The organism is Acinetobacter sp. 'aerobic (ED)' (assembly GCF_904886855.1).
GTDB classification, from domain to species: domain Bacteria; phylum Pseudomonadota; class Gammaproteobacteria; order Pseudomonadales; family Moraxellaceae; genus Acinetobacter; species Acinetobacter courvalinii.
In genome coordinates this window covers 294902-314476 of record NZ_CAJHGI010000001.1, presented here as the reverse complement: position 1 = coordinate 314476, position 19575 = coordinate 294902, and the positions used below count along the sequence as shown (strand labels likewise).

Sequence of the window (19575 nt, the reverse complement as noted above, 5' to 3'; positions counted from 1 at the left end):
AACAGCTATCCTTAACTTTTGCCAAGGATAGCGTTAGGGCTAAAAATTAATGCCCGTGATGGCTATGCTCTTGCTGAGCAGCCGTTTTATCTTTGTCATCACAACATTTCATCTTTTCACAGCAATCTTTTTTTGTGGTGGCCTGTTTTTCTTTACAGCAATCACTTGCAGCAAAAGCAGGTACAGTCGTGGCCAATAATAGTGTTGAAAGCAATACGGTTTTAATATTAAACATGGTCATGTCCTTGAAATAAAAATAAGAAATTTGAATTTATAAAAACAGGACATGATTTGGAGGGCGATAAGGTAACTGATAAATGCCTAAAGTCAATTGATCTACATAGGCTGAATTTGCTGTTTTAATGGATTGTATGCTTCGTTCAATGGAATGATGGCTGTATTCAAATGTTGCAGCAACACAGCACAGACTCTTTTGACAGTGTGATGTATCCATTTTGCCACTGTCCATCCGGTCATGCTCCGTCATCCTAGACATTCCACAATCTGACATTGCATCGTGATTTGCAATGACGTGCTCTACGACAGGTTGATTCACCTCATTCATAGACACAGCCATCGCATAGCTATTGGTGATTAAACCCATAGCAATCAGCAATGAAATAAGACTTCGAATGAAAATAGACATAAGCGAAATGATCAAACATACAATCCGTGTATAAATCTCAAAATAAACCACTCGCAGTTCAGAACGCAAGCTGATCAGCATAAAGATGGCCTAAAAACTAGAAAATTAGCTTTCTTTAGCTTTTTTTTGCATAAGCAAATCATTATTCATCACAACGAGTTATCTCAAAAAAGCATAAGATATGCTGATTTTTGCATATTTAGGCATATTGTCGATGTTTGGTCCTATAGAATTTATTATGGCTGGGGTATTGGTTGGCTTCTGTGTCGGTATCACAGGTGTCGGCGGTGGTTCACTCATGACCCCTATCCTGATCAGTCTGTTTAAGATCGAACCTCATATTGCCATTGGTACCGATCTACTTTATGCCTCAATCTCTAAATTCTGCGGTTCAGTTGTTCATGCCAAAAAACTGAATATTGTCTGGCCTATTGTCCTCTGGCTTGCCTTAGGCAGTATTCCTGCATCATTTGCGACGTCTTGGGTACTCGAACATTACTTAAGCCAATCAACGCATTATAAAGCTGTGCTGACCATGGTCTTGGGCTTTATGTTGACGTTGACGGGTATTTCAATTGTTTTCCGTGCAAAAATTGAAAAGCTGTTTGACCGTTTCCGTAACCGTGAGCAAGCGAATATGGAAAGCGAGCAACATGCTTTGCAACACAAACGTCATTACATTGTCATTATGGGAATCGTATTAGGTATCTTTGTTACCCTGTCATCCGTGGGTGCCGGTGCCTTTGGTATCATGGCATTGGTCCTGATGTTCCCGAATTTACCCATGATCCGTATCATTGGTTCTGACGTGGTTCATGCGGTATTACTGACAGCAGTTGCAGGCCTTAGCCACATGTCTTCAGGTAATGTCGACTTTAGCCTGTTGACGTGGTTATTGGTCGGTTCGATCCCGGCCATTATTGTCGGGACTTTAATCAGCTCACGGATGCCAGAAAGACTGATTCGTAAAATTTTAGGGATTACCTTATTTGCTTTGGGCGTGAACTTTATTGTGAACCCGGTAAAAACCAAACCGAAGCCAGTTGAGACGCATCAGGCTGTCGTTGTACAGCAGACAAGTCATTCAACAACAATTGTTTAAGCGAACAAATGCCGCTGCTTTCTGCATAAATTATCGTTATTGCTAGTTAACCGGTCGGCATTTCATGCTATATTCGCAGACAAAATAACCTCTTTTTTCGATTGAATTTGTGACAGCAATGAATACTCTACAGTCAAATCCAGTTTCTCAGCCCGATATCGATGATGTAAACATTAAAAGCATTCAAACGCTGATTACACCAGCAGAATTGAAAGCTGATCTTCCATTATCTGAGGCTGCGTCTCAAACTGTGTTACAAGGACGTGCAACTGTACGCAACATTTTAGATGGCAATGACAAACGTTTGTTTGTCGTGATTGGCCCATGCTCAATCCACGATCCTAAAGCTGCACATGAATATGCTGATCGCCTGAAAGTCCTGAGCGAAAAAGTAAAAGATACCTTATATCTGGTGATGCGTGTTTATTTTGAAAAACCGCGTACCACAGTAGGTTGGAAAGGTTTAATCAATGACCCTGACATGAACGACTCTTTCAATATTGAAAAAGGCTTGCATATTGGTCGCGGCTTATTGATTGATTTGAATGAAAAAGGATTACCTTGCGCGACGGAAGCACTTGATCCGAACTCACCACAATATTATCAAGACTTGATTTCATGGTCTGCGATTGGCGCACGTACCACTGAAAGCCAGACTCACCGTGAAATGTCTTCTGGCCTTTCCTCTCCTGTCGGCTTCAAAAATGGTACTGATGGCGGCTTAACCGTTGCAACCAATGCGATGCAGTCAGTTAAACATGGTCACAGCTTCTTGGGCCTGAATGAAAATGGTCAGGTTGCGATTATCAATACCAAAGGCAACCCTTATGCACACGTGGTATTACGTGGTGGTAATGGCAAGCCGAACTATGATGCAACATCTGTTGCAGAAGCTGAAGCAGCTTTGGCAAAAGCCAAAGTCAGCAACAAGATCATGATTGATACCAGTCATGCCAACTCAAACAAAGACCCTTACTTACAGCCTTTGGTGTTGAAAAACATTACAGAGCAAATTCTGGATGGTAACAAATCCATTGTTGGTATTATGGTTGAAAGTCACTTAAAAGGTGGTCGTCAGGATATTCCTGAAAACCTATCTGACCTTGAATACGGTAAATCAGTGACTGATGGCTGTATTGACTGGGAAACTACAGAAAAAGCCCTACTCGAAATGCATGAAGCATTAAAAGATGTTTTACCTAATCGTTAATCTTTAAATAGATGTAAAACAGGCTCTTATGAGCCTGTTTTTTGTTTTGAACTACACGGATATGTTTTGAACTAAGCTCTTATTTTCATTATACTGCAGCCACATTTCTCCTACGACGTATCGCTGATATGAAGTCCAGTTTTCGTCAACATTTGCTTAAGTGGCGTGCCTATTTTGGCGCGGTGACTTTGCTATGTTTACTCTGGCATATCTTCTTACCAACGATGGTCCATACAGGCATCGTACCTGCACTTTATGCAATGCCAAGCCATTGCCAGGTCACAGAAATACAAAATGTCTCGTTGATGTCTCAAACCCATTCCGGTCATCATCAACACAGCATGCACGACATGCATCACGGACCGCAGCTCCAGCATGCAAAACATGCCCAACTGAGTGAATATGCACAGCAAGTTTTTGCGCTTGCAAGCCAGATCATGAAGCATTGTCCTTTATGTTCCCATGGCCTCGATGCTGCTGCGATCGTCCCGCTGATTGCATTCATTATTATATTTCTACTGGCTTGGTTCAGTCGCGTTCGCAGCCTGTGCCATTCGTGGACAGAAGATCTGCACATCGCCCGCATCCTCTATATTTTTCCAATCAAACAAGCCCCGCCACTCGCTTTATAAATCGCAAATTTTACTTCGTGCCCCGTAAATAACGTTGGTACGTCCTTAGTTCTTGCTTTTTTTATAGAGTTCAACATGAATACTCAATTCCGTTTGTCTGTATTAACGGCTGCATGCCTGTCTGTTGGCTATAGTTCCGCTGCTTTTGCTGAAACTTCGCCTTCTGAGACCACCAAAACCTTAGCCACCATTGTGGTCACCGCAAGTCGTGAAGGTGAATCGATTAATAATACCCCTGCTGCGATTAGTAAAATTAACAGCAAGGACATCGAAGATAAACATGCAACCTTTATTGGACAGGTGCTGAATCAAACTCCAGGTGTGTTAATGAACGACTTGGGCAATGAACAGCATATGATGTCCATTCGCCAACCGATGACCACAGCAGCCGTTTATCAATATCTAGAAGATGGTGTCTCGATTCGCCCTGTGGGTGTGTTTAACCACAATGCCTTATATGAAGTAAATCTGGCGGGCATTGATAGCATCGAAATTTTACGCGGCCCGGCCAGTAGCTTATATGGCAGCAATGCGATTGGCGGAACCCTTAATTTTCTCACCAAAGCACCAAGTGCTACGCCCACGGCCGATCTTGGCATCAGTGCCAGTTCTGAAGGATATCGCCGTGTCGATATCGGTGCATCCAATAGCTTTGATAGCGACTGGGGCGAGCATGGGTTAAGAGTTTCAGCCTATGCCAGTGATCGTGGTGATAGCTGGCAAGATCATGCTGAAAGCAATAAACAGAGTGTGACGCTCAGACATGACTGGCGCATCTCTGATACCACCCAAATCAAAAATATCTTCAGCTATAATCATTTAAAAGCGGATATGACCGGTAGCTTAAATCTGGATGATTACCGCAAACGTCCAGGATACAGCTATCAAACCTTTACCTATCGTGAAGTGGATGCTACGCGGCTTTCTTCTCAAATTAACCATCAATAGAATGATCAGCAACAAAGCCAAGTCACCTTGTATTATCGAGACAACACTACCGAGCAAAACCCAAGTTATAACATCCGTACCGATGTTAAAAATGGCAAACCGACTGGCACCTATAGCGGACAAACCACCTATAACGCCTTTCAGTCCTATGGTTTAAATGCCCAGCATTCGGCAACATTGGATCAGGTCAAACTGATTGTTGGGGCGATGGCTGAGCATTCTCCCAACCAAGCTAGAACCAATGATATCCAAGTATTTCGTGACCCGAATAGCTTGGTGTATACCGGATATCAACAACGCCAGCGCTTACGTGACTTTAATGTAGACGTCAATAATCAGGCGGTTTATGCACAAGCCAATTGGCAAGTTTTACCGACTTTAAATCTCGTCGGTGGTGCACGCTATGACTGGATCAGTTATGACTATGAAAACAAATTAACTCCGTCAAAAACCACAGGCGCACCGAATGAGAAACGCGATTTTCATAAAGCCAGTCCTCAACTCGGTTTTGTCTGGAACCTGACGCCTGCGATTGACCTTTATAGCAATTGGTCACAAGGTTTTGTACCACCCGAAGTCAGCAGTTTATATGGGGCGAATCTGGTCACACCGGACTTGAAAGAAGCCACATTTAATAATATCGATGCAGGTCTGCGCTTTAAATTACTGGATGATCGCTTAGATGGTGAAATCACCATATATCGCTTAGAAGGCGAAGATGAAGTGATGAGCTATACCAAGCCAGATAACACACGCGAACCACGCAACACAGGTAAAACCTTACATCAAGGAATTGAAATTGGAGGAACCTGGAAGCTCAGTGATTTATATGATCAGCGCTTAAAGCTCTCAGGCAGTGTGGCCAAACATGAGTATCAGCAGTTTCAACCGTCGAGTGTTTTAGATTATAGCGGCAACACCATGCCAAGTGCGCCGAAAACATTTGGTACGCTTGAATATCAGATCAAGCCAATACCTGAGCTATTGCTTTCTGCGGAAGCAGTTTATGTCGGCGCTTACTGGATCAATGATGCCAACACGGAAAAGTACGATGGTCATACTTTGCTCAATCTACGTGCCAATTACCGTAAAAATGCTTATGAAATCTATGGGCAAATTCTCAATGCCACAGATCAGCATTATGCGGAAAGTACGTCGTTTAGTAATAACCAGGTCAGTTATACCCCGGCTGCACCACGCACCTATTTATTAGGTTTAAGTTACCATTTTGGGAAATAAGCAATGAATGCCAAACAACTGAAAAAACTACTGTCATTGCACCGTAGTTTTGGGATGGTGTTGGGCGTTCTCGTTTTACTCTGGTCTTTAACAGGTGTGTTGCATCCAATCATGAGTGCAACACAACCCCAGCCTGTAAAACGAATGCCGCCACCTCAACAACTGGATTTAACACACGCCCTAGCAGCAACTGATGTTCTGAAGCAACATCACATATCGCAATTTTCGGCCTTACAGGTGATTGAATTAGAAGCTCAGCAGATTGCCTATCGCATATTACAGCCCAATCAAAAGATGGCGGAATACTATGATAGTCAGACCGGCCAATTGCTGAGTGATGCGGAAAAACAAGATGCCGAGCGTTTGGCACGCTGGTATACAGGTCTATCTCAACAGGAAATTGTATCCAGCCAAATCATCACCGCATTCAGTGATGATTATCCGAACGTCAATCGTTTACTGCCTGTTTGGCGTGTTGATTTTCAGAACGGTTTACGTGCCTATGTCGATCCTGCACAAGCACGACTGGCCACGCTGTCTAATGATCAAAAGATGTGGATGGCAAAAATCTTCCGCTTAGGTCATACCTGGACCTGGGGTGATCAGGCCTGGACTGGCCAAGCTTTCCTCATGCAGATCGCCTTGATTGGCATACTGTGCATGCTTGTTATGGGCATTGGCCTATTCTTTAAGATTCATAATCGGCGCAATCACCGTCTAGGGCAAAAACCGGTCCGCTTTCTACATCGTTATTTAGGCATCAGTTTAAGCGTATTTATTCTGCTTTGGGTGCTCAGTGGTTTCTATCATATCTGGCAAAAAAAGCCTGATATAAAAAATCTTCAACCGGTGTTCCATACTGCCGATTTAAGTACTGAGGCTTGGCAGCAGGTCTCTCAGCAGCCCATTCAGCGTCTGGATCTGGTTCCAACCACCTTTAACCAGACACATATTCATGCTGCATGGATGATTCAAGCCATCGGACAAAGCCCTTTACAAGGTAGCATGACGGCGGCAAGCAAAGTACATGATCATCACGCATCTCATACAGCAGCTCCCGCGATTCAGTTTGTCGATGCTGCTCATGGGAAAAGGCTTGATATCCTTGAACAAAGCAAACAATTAGCCGCAAGCTATTTAGCTTTACAACCCGAACAGGTTCAACAGGCCTCATGGGTGACAAGTTTTGCTGGAGAATATGGGTTTATCAACAAACGGCTACCAGTGATTAAGGTTGAAACTCGGTTAGAGAATCAACTCAGACTGTATATTGAACCGAGCAGCGGTGTGATTGCAGCTCAGGTCACGCAACAGGATGCTTTGGAAGGCTTTAGTTTTGCTTATTTGCATAAATGGACATGGCTACCGATAGATAAAACGCTTCGAGATATCATTCTGGCTACGATCGCGGCACTGGTTGCCTTACTCGCTGTACTTGGTTTCCGAGTTCAATTGCGTAAACGCTAATATTACTCAAGTGATCCTTCTTTTTTAGGCAGGATCACGCCATTTCAGGCAAGTAATTTTTTAAATGATATAGAACGAGGCTATCACAGTACTGAGGAGCACACCCGTTTCAGCCAGCTCAATTGCAGCACCTACAGTATCTCCAGTAATCCCGCCAATTCGCTTAATAAACAATGATCGCAAGTAGAAAAGTATCAATAAAAAAAACAGCAAGGCAATTAAGCCAAGCCATTTAAACATACAAAGCAATGCAATTGTAATGACAAAAACCATCCAAAGTCGCTTTTTTAGCATAAAATCGGTGATAGATCGCCCTAAGCCTTGAGCACGGATATAAGGTGTGGTGAGGAATAAAAACAGCGGCACACTGCGCCCAAGCATGGGCAAGACAATTAAAAAAGCAGCCATGTGCTGTTCAAGCAAAACGTATAAGGCCACAAATTTTAGCAAGCAGACCACAACTAAACTCAGCACCCCGATTGGGCCACATGCAGGGTCTTTCATGATATTCAAGGTTCGTTCAGGATCACCAAACCCACCGACCCATGCATCTGCCGTATCCGCTAAACCATCCAGATGTAAGCCACCGGTCAGCCAAATCCAGAGTACGAGAATCAGTGCTGCACTCAAGATGATCGGAAGTTTTGCCAATAACATGGCAGATGCAAACAAAATGAGTCCAAGTAATACACCCACCAAAGGATAAAACAGCATGGCCTGACCATTCTGCTTTGCGCTTGGCATCGTTTTGAGTTCAATGGGTAAAACAGTCAAAAACTGCAAGGCAATCCAAAAAGGCGTCATGCAACCTCTCAATGACAACGGGTTTTCATGCCTGAATTATGAAGAAATAAAATTGGGAATAGCAAGCGATTCCCAAATGAAAAGGTTGAATATTTTAAATTATTGAATTTGATAACATTGTTTAAGCTTCAAATAATCATAATAAAAACTGTTGTTGCTATAACGTGCGTAGTTACAACTCGACTTAAATAAGGTTTCTTTCTCGTTATAGAACATTTTCACCAAGGTTGTACCTTGCTTGTTTTGATAAATATCCCACTGTAGATTCGCTGCCATGGGTGACACCACCTCACCTCGCCAAGTACTGCTGTTGTAGCTATAGGTTTGACGTAAAGGCAAAGGTTGCATCATATTGTGCAACTCTAAACTGGTCGCCAATGGAATGATGATTTCGGCATGCGCAAAACGTAATACTGCACGATGTGCTTGCTGCTGATCTACAATCGCATCGACTTGTTTAAATAAGTCCTGCTTTAGACCCCGCGCAATTGCACTGGTGACGCTGTTCGATTCGGTAAAACTTGGCCCTTTGCTATAAAAATCATTGGCATCGTTATATTCAGCATAAAATTTTGCTGCATCTACAGGCATATACCGATCAAAATCCACACCTTTCAGTTCGGTTTTCATACTGCCTGATATTGAATATAACTCATATACATAGGCCGCAGCATCCACGGCACTGGCAATGCTATTTTTGCCCTTACCTTTTTCAGTGATGGTTTCACCTTTAGGTGAAATGACGCTATATGAACCGGTATTGCTAAACACATAGCCTGTGCTTCCCAGTTTTTGAATAAATTCTGCTTTGAACAATGGATTTAATACACTCTTTGCCACCTGTTCAGCACGACTATTTTTCGCAAGTTCATCCAGCTTATTGGCCAGATCTGTATCATCTTCTTCAAAATGCTGATACGCCTGACTGGCATCGTAAATGGCCTGTTGTTGTGCTGATAAAGGCTGTACTAAATCTTGTTCTTTATTCAAACTATGAAAATAAAGCTTAAAACGGTCCACCCCGCCATCTTCAATTGATGGCACACTACTACTGGCTAAACTGGTGTATGAAATTGGGGTGAGGTGGGTCTTTAATTGTGGTTGCTGTTGAATCAGTTCAGCAGTAAAGAACTTTGCACTGTCCACCGCACGGTCTACGCCTGAACTTTGCACTAAAATTGAAGCTGGTTGGGTCGAGGCAGCTTTAAATAGATCGGGTAAGCGTTTTAATAAGCGATCTGCAATTCCACGATGCTCCTGAATACCGGTCATGGATTCGTTACCATAGCCAAACTGACGAATGCCCTCTACCCCATAACCCAGCAGAATATTGGCTTTCATCATGCTTTCTAAATCTGCCCCCAGCTTTTCACCTAAAGGTGTGAGTGCATTTTCAGCTTTGGCTTGTTTCCAAAGGTTATACAACGCTAAATCATATTTAATACTGGATAAACCGCGCGAACCATGACGTGCAACCAATTCAGTAAATACAGGCTGAAAGCCTGGTGGAGTCGCTTGGTATTTGTTTAGGTCTTGCTGAGGCTGATAAGGGGTTTTAGTTTGATAATATTTTGATGGGATACTGGTTTCAGAGAATGTCGGGTTGTGTTGCTGGTCATCGTTATTGCAGGCTGCCAATAAAATACTCGTGCATAACATACTGCTTTTTAATAATATCTTCATGGATGATTAGTTTATTGCTCAAGAAATTGTCCTGTATCATAGGCAGTGGCAATGACAGTTCGATTACATCAACCAAGCAAATACTGGAAATAAAATAAGACTTTATGACTACTAAGTTGCTATCCGTTCAGAAAAATGAAGTTGAGCGTCAACCTGAGTTAGATTTAAAGCATACAGTTTGCCTAACTCTGCGGGCATGGTTAATAGATCATCCAGCTTTTGCTGACGGGACAGACAAGTCAGCAACTTAATCACCCCGCCATGTGTCACAATCAATGCCTTGTTCCAGTTGTGTTGCTGCATTTGAACATAAATTTCATTAAAACCATGCAGGACACGTTGCTGGAATTGATTCAACGATTCCCCATTCGGCGCATGATATTGCGTTGGAAATTGCCAGAAATTTGCCAATAACTCAGGCTCATTTTCATAAATGATTTGAGTGGACCTGCCTTCCCAATCACCAAAATACATTTCCTTGATTTCAGCCTTGAGTAATAAGGGCAATTCGAGTTGTTCGGCTAATGCTGCCGCAAAGTTTTGGCAGCGTTGCAAAGGCGAGCTGATAATCACATCCCAGTGTACCTGAGCATCAAGATACTGCTGAATGGTGGATTGCATTTGCAACCAACCATGTTCAGTCAAGGCATCATCGAGATGCCCACGCAAGGTATGGCTCAGTGTGGTTTCACCGTGCCGCAGTAAATCAAGGTGCAACTTTATCACCTGTTACAGCAGCTTCAGCAAAGGTTGCCATTTGGTTATGCAACACGCAAGCCAGTTGCAGCATCGACAATGCAGCTCCGGCACCACTACCTTCACCAAGACGCAAATTCATATTTAAAATAGGCTGAGCTTCTAAGGCTTTCAGCACACGCTGATGACCATATTCAGCCGATTGATGTCCAAACAACATCCATGCACGACTTTGCGGTTGGATGCGTACCGCGCATAAAGCGGCAACCGAGCTGATAAAACCATCCACCACGCCTGGCAAACCAAGTTGTGCACAGCGGATATAAGCACCCGTCATTGCAGCAATTTCCAGACCACCAACAGCAGCCAAGATTTTTAAAGCATCGTCAGCAACATCTGCTTGATGTCGTTTCACTGCTTGATCAATAACCGAGATTTTATGTTGCAACTGTTGATTCGTAATGCCTGTCCCCACACCCGTCAGTTGTGCGGCATCTTCATTCAACAATAAACACGCCAGTGCTGAAGCTGAACAGGTATTTCCAATCCCCATTTCACCTGCAATAAACATATCGGCAGCTTGAGCTTTGGCCCGGTCAACACTGTCTTTACCCAGTTGCAAGGCTGCTAAGCATTCCTGTTCCGTCATTGCAGCCTGCTTTGCAAAATTGGCAGTACCTGCACGGATACAATGCCGCTCAACACCGACATAATCATAGGCTTCACCTACAGTTCCGCAATCAACAACCTGTAAATGTGCATGATGATGTTTGGCAATGACACTAATGGCTGCACCGCCTGAGGCGAAATTTTGCAGCATTTGACGGGTTACCGCTTGCGGATAAGCCGAAATATTTTCTGCAACCACCCCATGATCGCCTGCAAAAATGGTAATCCAAGGTTGTTGAATCTGAGGATGTCCCGTGCCCTGTAAGCTCGCCAATTGAATGGCTAGCTGCTCAAGTTGCCCCAAAGCCCCTGTAGGTTTGGTCAATTGCAGTTGACGTTGTTCAGCGTGTTGTTTGGCATCTAAATCTGGTTGTTGTACTACAGCTAAAAACCATTGTGCTTGTTCAGTCATGTTATTTCTCATCTTTTAAAATCATTGGAAAGCCTGCCACACAAAACATGACTTTATTGGCAAGTTGCCCCAAGGTCTGATGCAGACGCCCTGCTTCATCAACAAAACGGCGGCTGATTTCTCCCATCGGTACAACCCCAAGCCCGGTTTCATTACTGACCAGAACAATTTGCGAGTGGAGTTGCGGTAAGACCTCGAATAATTTTTGCATCTGTAGCTGCTGCAAGGCGTGATCTTCAGCCAACAATAGATTGGTCAACCATAAAGTCAGACAATCCACCAAAATCAGCTGATTGGGCTGGTCCAATTGCAAAAGCCGGTCGGCAAGATAAATCGGTTCTTCAAGCACTTGCCAATGATCAGGACGTTGTTGTTGATGATGGGCAATCCGCTGCTGCATTTCTTCATCTAAGGCTTGCGCTGTCGCCATATAAATAACGGATAATCCCGAATCCTTGGCGATTTGTTCTGCCAAACGACTTTTACCTGAGCGTGCCCCACCTAAAATCAGTTGCAACATATCTAACCTAGTTCAATTTGCTGATAAGGATACAGTAATCCTTGTAAAATCTGTGCCTTATAATAGCCGAAAGTCAGTTTTTTGACCTGAATCTTGATGCTTTTGAGCGGAAGTTGTTGTATCCGCTGCAATACTCTATCAATCGGCCACGCTTCACGATACAAACCTAAAGTAATATGCGGACAATATTCAAGTGCTGCGATCTCTGCGGAGACTTGAGCAAATTGTTGACGAATTTGGCCCAGTACGCCCTGCTGATCTTGGATCTGTGAGAACAAAGCACTGCTAAAGCTATCGATCTGTGCGATTTCCAGCTGAAAAGCTGTGAGCGGTAAGGCTTCAAGCAGTTTGATCTGCTGTTGTAATTGTTGTATCTGAAAATCGTCATTGTATTGTTTAACAGCAGGCTGCAAGAAACCGCAGACGAATAAGGTAATATGATATTGGCGTTGTTGTTTCGGCAGAAGCAGGTCTGAAAACCGGGTTTGAATTTCATCTAAATATTGAATTAGCTCGGGCTGATCAACTTCAATATACCAAATTGCATAGTCTGAACGTCCCAGATGCCATTCAGGATAATCCCGAACTATGGTCGGACATATTTGGGTAGCGGATTGCAATAACACAACAATATGCAGTCAAGAATATAGAGTCTAGGATTAAAACATAAGCTTAGGAAAAAATGGAATATTTGTACATCTCTTTCAATATTGTTCCAGTTTTTATTAGGAATAACGTCAATCAAGCATATTTGCATGCGCAATCAGTTGAATGATCTGGCCCAACGTTCAAATTGACAATGCTAGCACCGTAGAGCTAACACAACTTTATAGGTTTAAAGCTGTGTTAGGGCTCACGATCTTGGCTTGTCTATGTCTATGGATTGCAATGCTAAACCAGCGCAGACTTAGCTTGGTTTTCATTTAGATCATAGCTAAAGGTATCGTCATGCAATTCAGCCTGAATACCTTGATACAACATATCTAATACTGCTTTCTTTTGACTGGTATTGATATCCATCATTTCAATATTTTTACGAATATGCTGCACAATCTCCAGCTCCTCAATTTCTAGCTGTTTTAAGGCATAGACATATCCATAGATTGCACCTTGCACAATCTTTTGATAGGGCAATTGCTGCTGAATATGATTTTCCAGACTACCGAATACGCGCTCATTAAAGCTTAGTTTTCTAAGCGGATCACGTGCCACCCGTTCACAGGTATCTTTATAGGCTGAGCGACAGGAATGCAGAAAACTTTCCGCCATCCGGTCCAGCTCTTTGGCCTGATTGGGCACAATATTGGCTAAACCGAGTTTGACTTCCTCAACCAGCTGTTCTACATATTTCTTGATTTTGGCATCTGCCAGCGCAATCCCGATCATGTCATGGCCATGCATGCTGGCATACCAGGCGGTCATGGCATGGCAGCCGTTCCATAAGCGGTTTTTAATGATCTGGATATCAGAAATTTGCTCCACCAGAATCATTTGCCGCATTTTACTCAAGATCGGACTACGGTTTTCCACATAAATCGGCATATCAGTTTCGCTATGGAACAGGATCAGATCCATATTCTGCAAAAACTGCCCCGCCTGAAACTGTCCACGCATATCCGATAAACAGTCAGTCATTTGCTGTTCCTGTTTCTCGGTCAGTGCAGTTTCATCTGAAAGTTCGATGGCTTCTTCATTCAGGTCAGATTGGTATTGTTTGAATAAACGATGCTTGATATTCAGCTGACGATACAGGGCTTGATCAGAAAGCTTGGCAACCATTCGGTTGACTACGGTATCGCAAAAATAGTGCTCACTGAGGATGTGCTCTGCGATATCCTCATCGGTAATTTCAAGCAAAGCTTCACGGATATTTTTCAATACCAGATATTTTGCACAGACTTTATTCAAAATAATCAAAAAGGTAATCGGCTCATGCTGCTGCGTATCTTGCGACATGAAGCGTGCCAATAACCCCTTCGCAATTGTTCTGGCTTCGGATGCAATGGCCTGTTCAGGCAAACACAGCGCGATCAGGCTGGAATGCATATACATCTCCAGCATGTGCTGTTCATTGTCAGCATCAATCACCGTCAGGTTTTCAATCCGTTCATCATAAGAGGACTGTCCATAACGAATACTGTAACTGCCAAAGCTGTTGACCGATTCCAGATATAGGCGGTTTCTGGTCGAAGCGAGAATACGCTGGGGTCGGGTAAACCCATCCCAATGTGACAATACCTGTGCGATATATCCGCCACCAATCGCGCCAAAACCATGAATCCCGACAGTGAGTTGATTGATACTTTGCGGAAATGGTTCTTGCAACTGCGGCATGCCCATTTCAGGAATATACTGGTCCAGCGCATTCAGGCATTCATACATATCCTGATAATAGAAATTTGCTTTGGCCAGCATGCTGTCATTCGGTTCTTTGATGTCTTTAAATAAAATGGTGATGCCGCCCGCATCACAGGCTGAACAGATCCCGTTTTCCGAATCCTCAAACATCAGACATTGTTGCGGTTGCAAATTTAATTTTTGTGCAGCTTTGATAAAAATTTCAGGATGTGGTTTGCCTTTTTCGACTTCATCACCACAGACCAGCAGATCAAAAAATTTATAGACATTGGCATTGATCAGGTATTCTTCGGCAATTGCCCGGCGACTGGATGTCGCTACAGCCATACGCAGGCCAGATTTGCGTAGTCGTTCCAGTACCTGAATCAGACCTTTCTTAATGGGTACACCATTATGACGAACCGATTCCAGTTCGAGTTCATCTGCTCGTTTTCGGATGGCTTTATACGGAACATCTTCACCATAAAAGCTTTGGGCAAGCTGTTCGGCTGTTTGTGCACTGAGTCCAAGACACTGCATTAAATATTCATCGGAAAATTCCTGTCCAATGAGCTCTTGAGAGGCCTGTTTCAATGTCTGAAAGCGTAATCGCTCAGTATCAAACATTGTGCCATCCATATCAAAAAGTGCTCCCTGAACAGGATAATCGTGAAAAATCAGCATCTTTACTCCTTTGTTTTGTTCTTGCGTTCCTTAGGTTAACCAAAAAAACATGACAAATTAGCGATGGTAAACAAATGAAATAAATTTGATTAAAAATCAACCTAAAGTTATTTTTTTCGGCGTATTGTTGACTAAATTTGTAAAGATTACTTGCATCCGCTACAAAATAGTGATCGTTTTTTATTCACCTTGTTTTATAAGATGACTTCCACCAAAACAATCACCACTCAACCATGAGATACAGAACGTTGAATATTGCTTATGAGTGATAAAGATTTAACCCTGCTCCAAATAACCGGATTCAGTTGGGAAACAAAAAGTCGCACAAGGCGGCCTCAAAATTCAGACCTCTACCCGATATTTGGCTTGAACCAGTAACATCACAATCACACAGACAGATGGAACGGCTGCAATCACAAATAAATGAGTGATGATCAGTGATTTAGCCAGATATCCACCGAATAAAGGCCCGATCACTGAACCTAAACGGGCAATGCCAATACTCCAGCCCACACCTGTAGTGCGCAATGAAACTGGATAATAGCTGGCAGACAAGGCATTAATGGCAGGTTGTCCGCCGACAATGGCAAAACCAGCAATGAAAATAACCACATAGAGTAAGGCAATATGAGTAACCGAATAACCAATCAAGGCCACACTGACAGCGGCGACCAGAAAGGCTGGAACTAAAACCTTATAAAAACCGATCTTGTCAATTTTTAAGCCCATCACAATACTGCCAATGGTCCCGCCCAGTTGCAAGGTTGAACCAATCATCAGGGCATGGTTCAAGGAGAGTCCTGACTCTTTGGATAAGGTCGGTAACCAGTTGGCAAGGAAATACAGACTGATCATATTCAAGATACTGATCACCCAGATCGAGTAGGTAAAAAAAGCACGCTTATTTTTAAATAACTCTAATGGTGATTTTTTGATTTTAGGGCCGCTATTGCCAATTATTTGAGTTGCTGTATTGAGTTCCAATGCCGGATAAAACTTCTTCAGCCAGAATAGAATCGTTTGCTCATTCTTTTTATTTTCGCCTAAGAAATACAGTGATTCTGGTAACTTAAACAGCATGATAAAGAAAATGACCAGCGGAATAATACCGCCAAAATAAAAAATGGCCTGCCACCCACCTATGGGCGTAAGTAAAGCAGAAATCCCTCCTCCCAGCATGGCACCGACTGTATAACCACAAGAAATCACCATCATGGTCAAAATACGATATTTATTGGGCACAATTTCAGAGCTGTAGGCCATGGCGTTCGGCATGATGCCGCCCAAGAAAATGCCCGTAATAAAACGTATGACCGCAAGTTGTTCAATATTGGCAACATGGGGTGTCCATAACATCAGTACAGAGAATACTAGCGTTGAGATCAACAAGATTGGACGGCGGCCATAACGGTCCGAAAGTGAACTTAAAACAAATGAACCCACAAACAATCCAAACAAACTGGCGCTAAACACCACACCCAACATGGTTTTTTCGACACCCCACGCCTCGATAATCATCGGCGCGGCATAGGCCATGGCCTGAATGTCATAGCCATCCATGATCATCAGCAATAAGCAGGTAAATAGAATAAATTTTTGATAAGGTCCGACACGTTGCTGGTCAATCAAATCATTTAATGCAACTTCTTTCATGGTGATTCCTTCTCCATGTTGCTTTAACTATAATTTTTCAATCCATTATTACTTTATTCGTAATTTAGTTATGATATTCGTAAATTCAGCAAATGACAATATGTTGTTTTATTCATCAAAAATACTTTTTAATTTTATATATCAATATATTGTTTATTTTTAAGATGATGTTTTCCACATAAAAAACCTCAACATCCGTTGAGGCTTATTTTCAATTTAACGCTTAAATTCAGTTTAAGTCAGGCTTAAATCTTGAGACTGCTGCAGGCTATGCTGTTGTTTTGAGGCGGTATAATACTCGCCAAACTTGTCATAAAACGTTTCTCTAAAACAGTAATAAAGCATGGCTGTTTTTTCAGGCATCGGGATGAGGCGCTGACTTTCATAACAAAGATCAGCAACAACCGCTGCATAAGGTTTTACCGTGTGGTCTGGCTCCCCTACAATTTTGCGTGCAGGCGAATTTTCAAAAATATAGAAACTCAATAAACGGATGGTTGGTCTTAAAAAGCCTTTACCAAAAACCGACTTATCACCGAACAATAAATGCCAGCCCAGATCAGTATCATCACCTTCATAGTAACGGCCTAAACGATCACGCTTCCCCTCATAAATTTCGGTATAACCCACATCCTTCCCATCGACACCGACAATCAGTAAGCGTTGATGGTCATCGGCCAGCATTTTGTCAAAGTAGACCTGCAGCTCAAGTTCAGTCTTGTTCAGTTGCCACTGTGGAATCACATGTGGTTCATGCATCCATTGATGCAATAAAGGAATATCCTGCGGATATTGAACCTGGCGTAAGTAATATTGTGTCCCGTCTTCATAATACTCAAAATAATCAGGAAGTTTTTGTGACAATGTAAGCATGCAGATATTCCTTGCCTTTAATATTAAATGATAATGATAATCAATTTTATTAAGACAACAACCGTTGTTTTTCTTGTTTTTTGTTAATGAACTGAACCCAGTAAAAAAATCGTTAAATAGCCCTCGGTCATTGAATACGCCACACCTTTAATTGCCAGTTAAGCTAAAAATAAGCGCAGCCAGCATTGCACAGCACCAGATCTGTACAAAGTATTTTCTAAACAGATAAAAACCCAGCACCTGTAAAAAGAAGGCTGCAGGTAAGATCACAAATACCCAGCTGAGTGGCCCAACCGAGCTGCCTTCAGACCAACAGTTCAGTCCCAAAGAGCATGCTAGAAAAATAATGGCCGAAAAAACTAACAACTTTCTCCTGGTTGCATTCAACCAGGCATATTGCAGTTGCTTCTGACCATACTGACTCAGCATGCAACCTTGTATAAAAGCAACCAAGGCCCAGCAAAGTGCTGCAAAACTCATGTTGAGGCTCCTGCAGGTTTAAATCTGGACAGATAAAAATGAATTGCACCGAGATAAAGTCCACCCATAACGAGCAACACCAAATCTACCCCAGCCAGTGACCAACGCGAATGGCTGAGACTCTGCCATAAAGCAGCCTCTGGTACCCTCACAAAACTACTAAGAGGAATCAGGAAGAGAACCGCCGCTGTCATTGCCAATACCAGTAACATAGCCATTCGGGTACGCAGCAGCAGACTGATAAGCAAGCTCAACAGCCAAGTGAGATAAAAGGCAGAGACTTCATAACTCTCCCTCGGTTCAAATGCTGCAGGTAACAGTCTTCCTGCCAATAGATAACTGGCGCAGGCTAGCGGCAGCCCAAGGAAAGTAAAAAAGTTGAGATGCTGGACCAGCGTATAGCTAAAAGCATGGGCTTCTTTCATGCGTTTTTTCTGCCACAGCAAGGCACCTGCAGCCAACATTACACATCCCATAATCCCCATCACCGACAGGATCAAACGCATCCAGTACGAGGCGAAATAACCCAGATGAATTCCGTAAGAAGATGAAGCCAGTTGAGCTATGGCAGATAAGTTTCGGGGTTGAGCCAGTGGTTCGGCACTATGGGCTGCAAAAATATATTGTGGCGTATTTAAGGTAATAATATTTTTATAATTATAATCAAAAGTGATCATCGCCTCTGGCGTATTGGGTTTCTGTACTTCAAATTTATCGAGTATTGCGCCTGTTTGTGCCTGCGCGGGCAATTGTTGAATAAAGCGTTCAAATGGCTGCATGTTGTGCTGAGACGGAGATGCTTGTGGCTTTGCCATCTTTACAAACTGCATCTCATTATAGAATTGGGGTATACCGTCTTGCGCATAGTGTTTGGATAGCCCCCACGGCAAGACCAGATAAAATAAAATCAGTAGCCCGGTAAATGCCATCACCAGATAAAAAGGAAATGTAATCACTCCCGTTATATGATGCAGATCAAGCAAGGAACGCTGACCTTTGAAGGCACGAAACACAAAAAATTCTTTAATGATCTTTTTATGCGTGATCACCCCTGTAATCAAACTGATTAATAAGATCAGGGCGACAATGGCCACGATGAAACTGCCGATCTTGCTCGGCAGAGGATATAAGGTGTAATGCAATTTAAAAAAGAAATCTCCCGCCAGAGTCTGCCGTACGGGATGGAGTAATTCTCCTGTCACGGGATTTTGTAATTGTTGGTGTTTGCCTGTCTGATCCTGCCATTGCAGTAAATTGACCGGCATACGTTCACTGGCAACAGTCACACGCCATCTTTTTGCATCAGCGGCGTGCTGGTTGAGATAGTTAAATGCCGTTTGTGCCGAAGTCTGGGGAGTCGGTAGGCTCTGAATCTGGCTGAGCGCCTCAGGTTGTGCCCAGACATTAATTTCTGTACGAAAATAGGCAATCGACCCGGTTAAGAAAATAAAAAAGATGACCCATAACACCATAATGCCAAACCAGCGATGCAGAATGGCCTGTATTTGACGAAAACCCAT

Annotated in this window: 17 protein-coding genes and 1 pseudogene; 5 read left to right on the top strand and 13 right to left on the bottom strand. The window is 42.9% G+C overall.

From position 1 onward, the window contains the following. Positions 1–46: 46 nt before the first annotated feature. Both JO943_RS01505 and JO943_RS01500 read right to left on the bottom strand, forming a co-directional pair. Positions 47–235 (bottom strand): hypothetical protein, encoded by a 189-nt coding sequence (locus JO943_RS01505; protein WP_202739779.1) that lies wholly within the window; start codon positions 233–235, stop codon positions 47–49. A 36-nt stretch (positions 236–271) separates the two neighbouring features. After that, positions 272–646, bottom strand: a complete 375-nt coding sequence (locus JO943_RS01500; protein WP_202739983.1) for a hypothetical protein — start codon at positions 644–646, stop codon at positions 272–274. 214 nt (positions 647–860) lie between these two features. Between JO943_RS01500 and JO943_RS01495 the strand changes: the two genes are divergently transcribed. The 5 genes and pseudogenes from JO943_RS01495 to JO943_RS01475 all read left to right on the top strand — a co-directional run bounded on the left by JO943_RS01495 (position 861) and on the right by JO943_RS01475 (position 7244). Further along, on the top strand, positions 861–1748 hold the full coding sequence (locus tag JO943_RS01495; RefSeq protein ID WP_202739982.1) for a sulfite exporter TauE/SafE family protein: 888 nt from the start codon (positions 861–863) through the stop codon (positions 1746–1748). Positions 1749–1866: 118 nt separating this feature from the next. Continuing rightward, a complete protein-coding gene (locus JO943_RS01490) occupies positions 1867–2958 on the top strand; it encodes a 3-deoxy-7-phosphoheptulonate synthase (protein ID WP_005285707.1) in 1092 nt (363 codons plus the stop codon). 128 nt (positions 2959–3086) lie between these two features. Further along, complete coding sequence (locus JO943_RS01485; protein WP_202739778.1) at positions 3087–3590, top strand: hypothetical protein; 504 nt, start codon at positions 3087–3089, stop codon at positions 3588–3590. A gap of 75 nt (positions 3591–3665) precedes the next feature. Beyond that, a pseudogene (locus JO943_RS01480) lies at positions 3666–5777 on the top strand (TonB-dependent receptor). 3 nt (positions 5778–5780) lie between these two features. Continuing rightward, the gene (locus JO943_RS01475; RefSeq protein WP_202739777.1) at positions 5781–7244 is read left to right on the top strand and encodes a PepSY domain-containing protein; all 1464 of its coding nucleotides are present in this window, start codon (positions 5781–5783) and stop codon (positions 7242–7244) included. A gap of 60 nt (positions 7245–7304) precedes the next feature. Here the strand turns inward: JO943_RS01475 and JO943_RS01470 are convergent, their stop codons facing one another. The 11 genes from JO943_RS01470 to JO943_RS01420 all read right to left on the bottom strand — a co-directional run bounded on the left by JO943_RS01470 (position 7305) and on the right by JO943_RS01420 (position 19575). After that, positions 7305–8048, bottom strand: coding sequence for an adenosylcobinamide-GDP ribazoletransferase (locus tag JO943_RS01470; RefSeq protein WP_202739776.1), 744 nt, complete (start codon positions 8046–8048; stop codon positions 7305–7307). A 99-nt stretch (positions 8049–8147) separates the two neighbouring features. Beyond that, a complete protein-coding gene (locus JO943_RS01465; RefSeq protein ID WP_202739775.1) occupies positions 8148–9731 on the bottom strand; it encodes a histidine-type phosphatase in 1584 nt (527 codons plus the stop codon). Positions 9732–9842: 111 nt separating this feature from the next. Next, a complete protein-coding gene (locus JO943_RS01460) occupies positions 9843–10448 on the bottom strand; it encodes a histidine phosphatase family protein (RefSeq protein WP_202739774.1) in 606 nt (201 codons plus the stop codon). Further along, positions 10438–11508, bottom strand: coding sequence for a nicotinate-nucleotide--dimethylbenzimidazole phosphoribosyltransferase (gene cobT / locus JO943_RS01455; RefSeq protein WP_202739773.1), 1071 nt, complete (start codon positions 11506–11508; stop codon positions 10438–10440). Before cobT ends, JO943_RS01460 begins: the two co-directional genes overlap by 11 nt. Position 11509: 1 nt before the next feature. Next, positions 11510–12028 carry a bifunctional adenosylcobinamide kinase/adenosylcobinamide-phosphate guanylyltransferase gene (gene cobU / locus JO943_RS01450; protein WP_202739772.1) on the bottom strand — a complete coding sequence of 173 codons (519 nt, stop codon included), beginning with the start codon at positions 12026–12028 and terminating at the stop codon, positions 11510–11512. Positions 12029–12030: 2 nt separating this feature from the next. Next, a complete protein-coding gene (locus tag JO943_RS01445) occupies positions 12031–12654 on the bottom strand; it encodes a 2'-5' RNA ligase family protein (protein WP_202739771.1) in 624 nt (207 codons plus the stop codon). 265 nt (positions 12655–12919) lie between these two features. Beyond that, positions 12920–15049 carry a bifunctional mannitol-1-phosphate dehydrogenase/phosphatase gene (gene mtlD / locus JO943_RS01440; protein WP_202739770.1) on the bottom strand — a complete coding sequence of 710 codons (2130 nt, stop codon included), beginning with the start codon at positions 15047–15049 and terminating at the stop codon, positions 12920–12922. Positions 15050–15391: 342 nt separating this feature from the next. Next, on the bottom strand, positions 15392–16702 hold the full coding sequence (locus JO943_RS01435) for an MFS transporter (RefSeq protein ID WP_005285688.1): 1311 nt from the start codon (positions 16700–16702) through the stop codon (positions 15392–15394). A gap of 234 nt (positions 16703–16936) precedes the next feature. Continuing rightward, on the bottom strand, positions 16937–17575 hold the full coding sequence (locus JO943_RS01430; RefSeq protein WP_202739769.1) for a GNAT family N-acetyltransferase: 639 nt from the start codon (positions 17573–17575) through the stop codon (positions 16937–16939). A gap of 147 nt (positions 17576–17722) precedes the next feature. Further along, a complete protein-coding gene (locus JO943_RS01425) occupies positions 17723–18055 on the bottom strand; it encodes a hypothetical protein (protein ID WP_202739768.1) in 333 nt (110 codons plus the stop codon). Continuing rightward, complete coding sequence (locus JO943_RS01420; RefSeq protein WP_202739767.1) at positions 18052–19575, bottom strand: PepSY-associated TM helix domain-containing protein; 1524 nt, start codon at positions 19573–19575, stop codon at positions 18052–18054. Before JO943_RS01420 ends, JO943_RS01425 begins: the two co-directional genes overlap by 4 nt.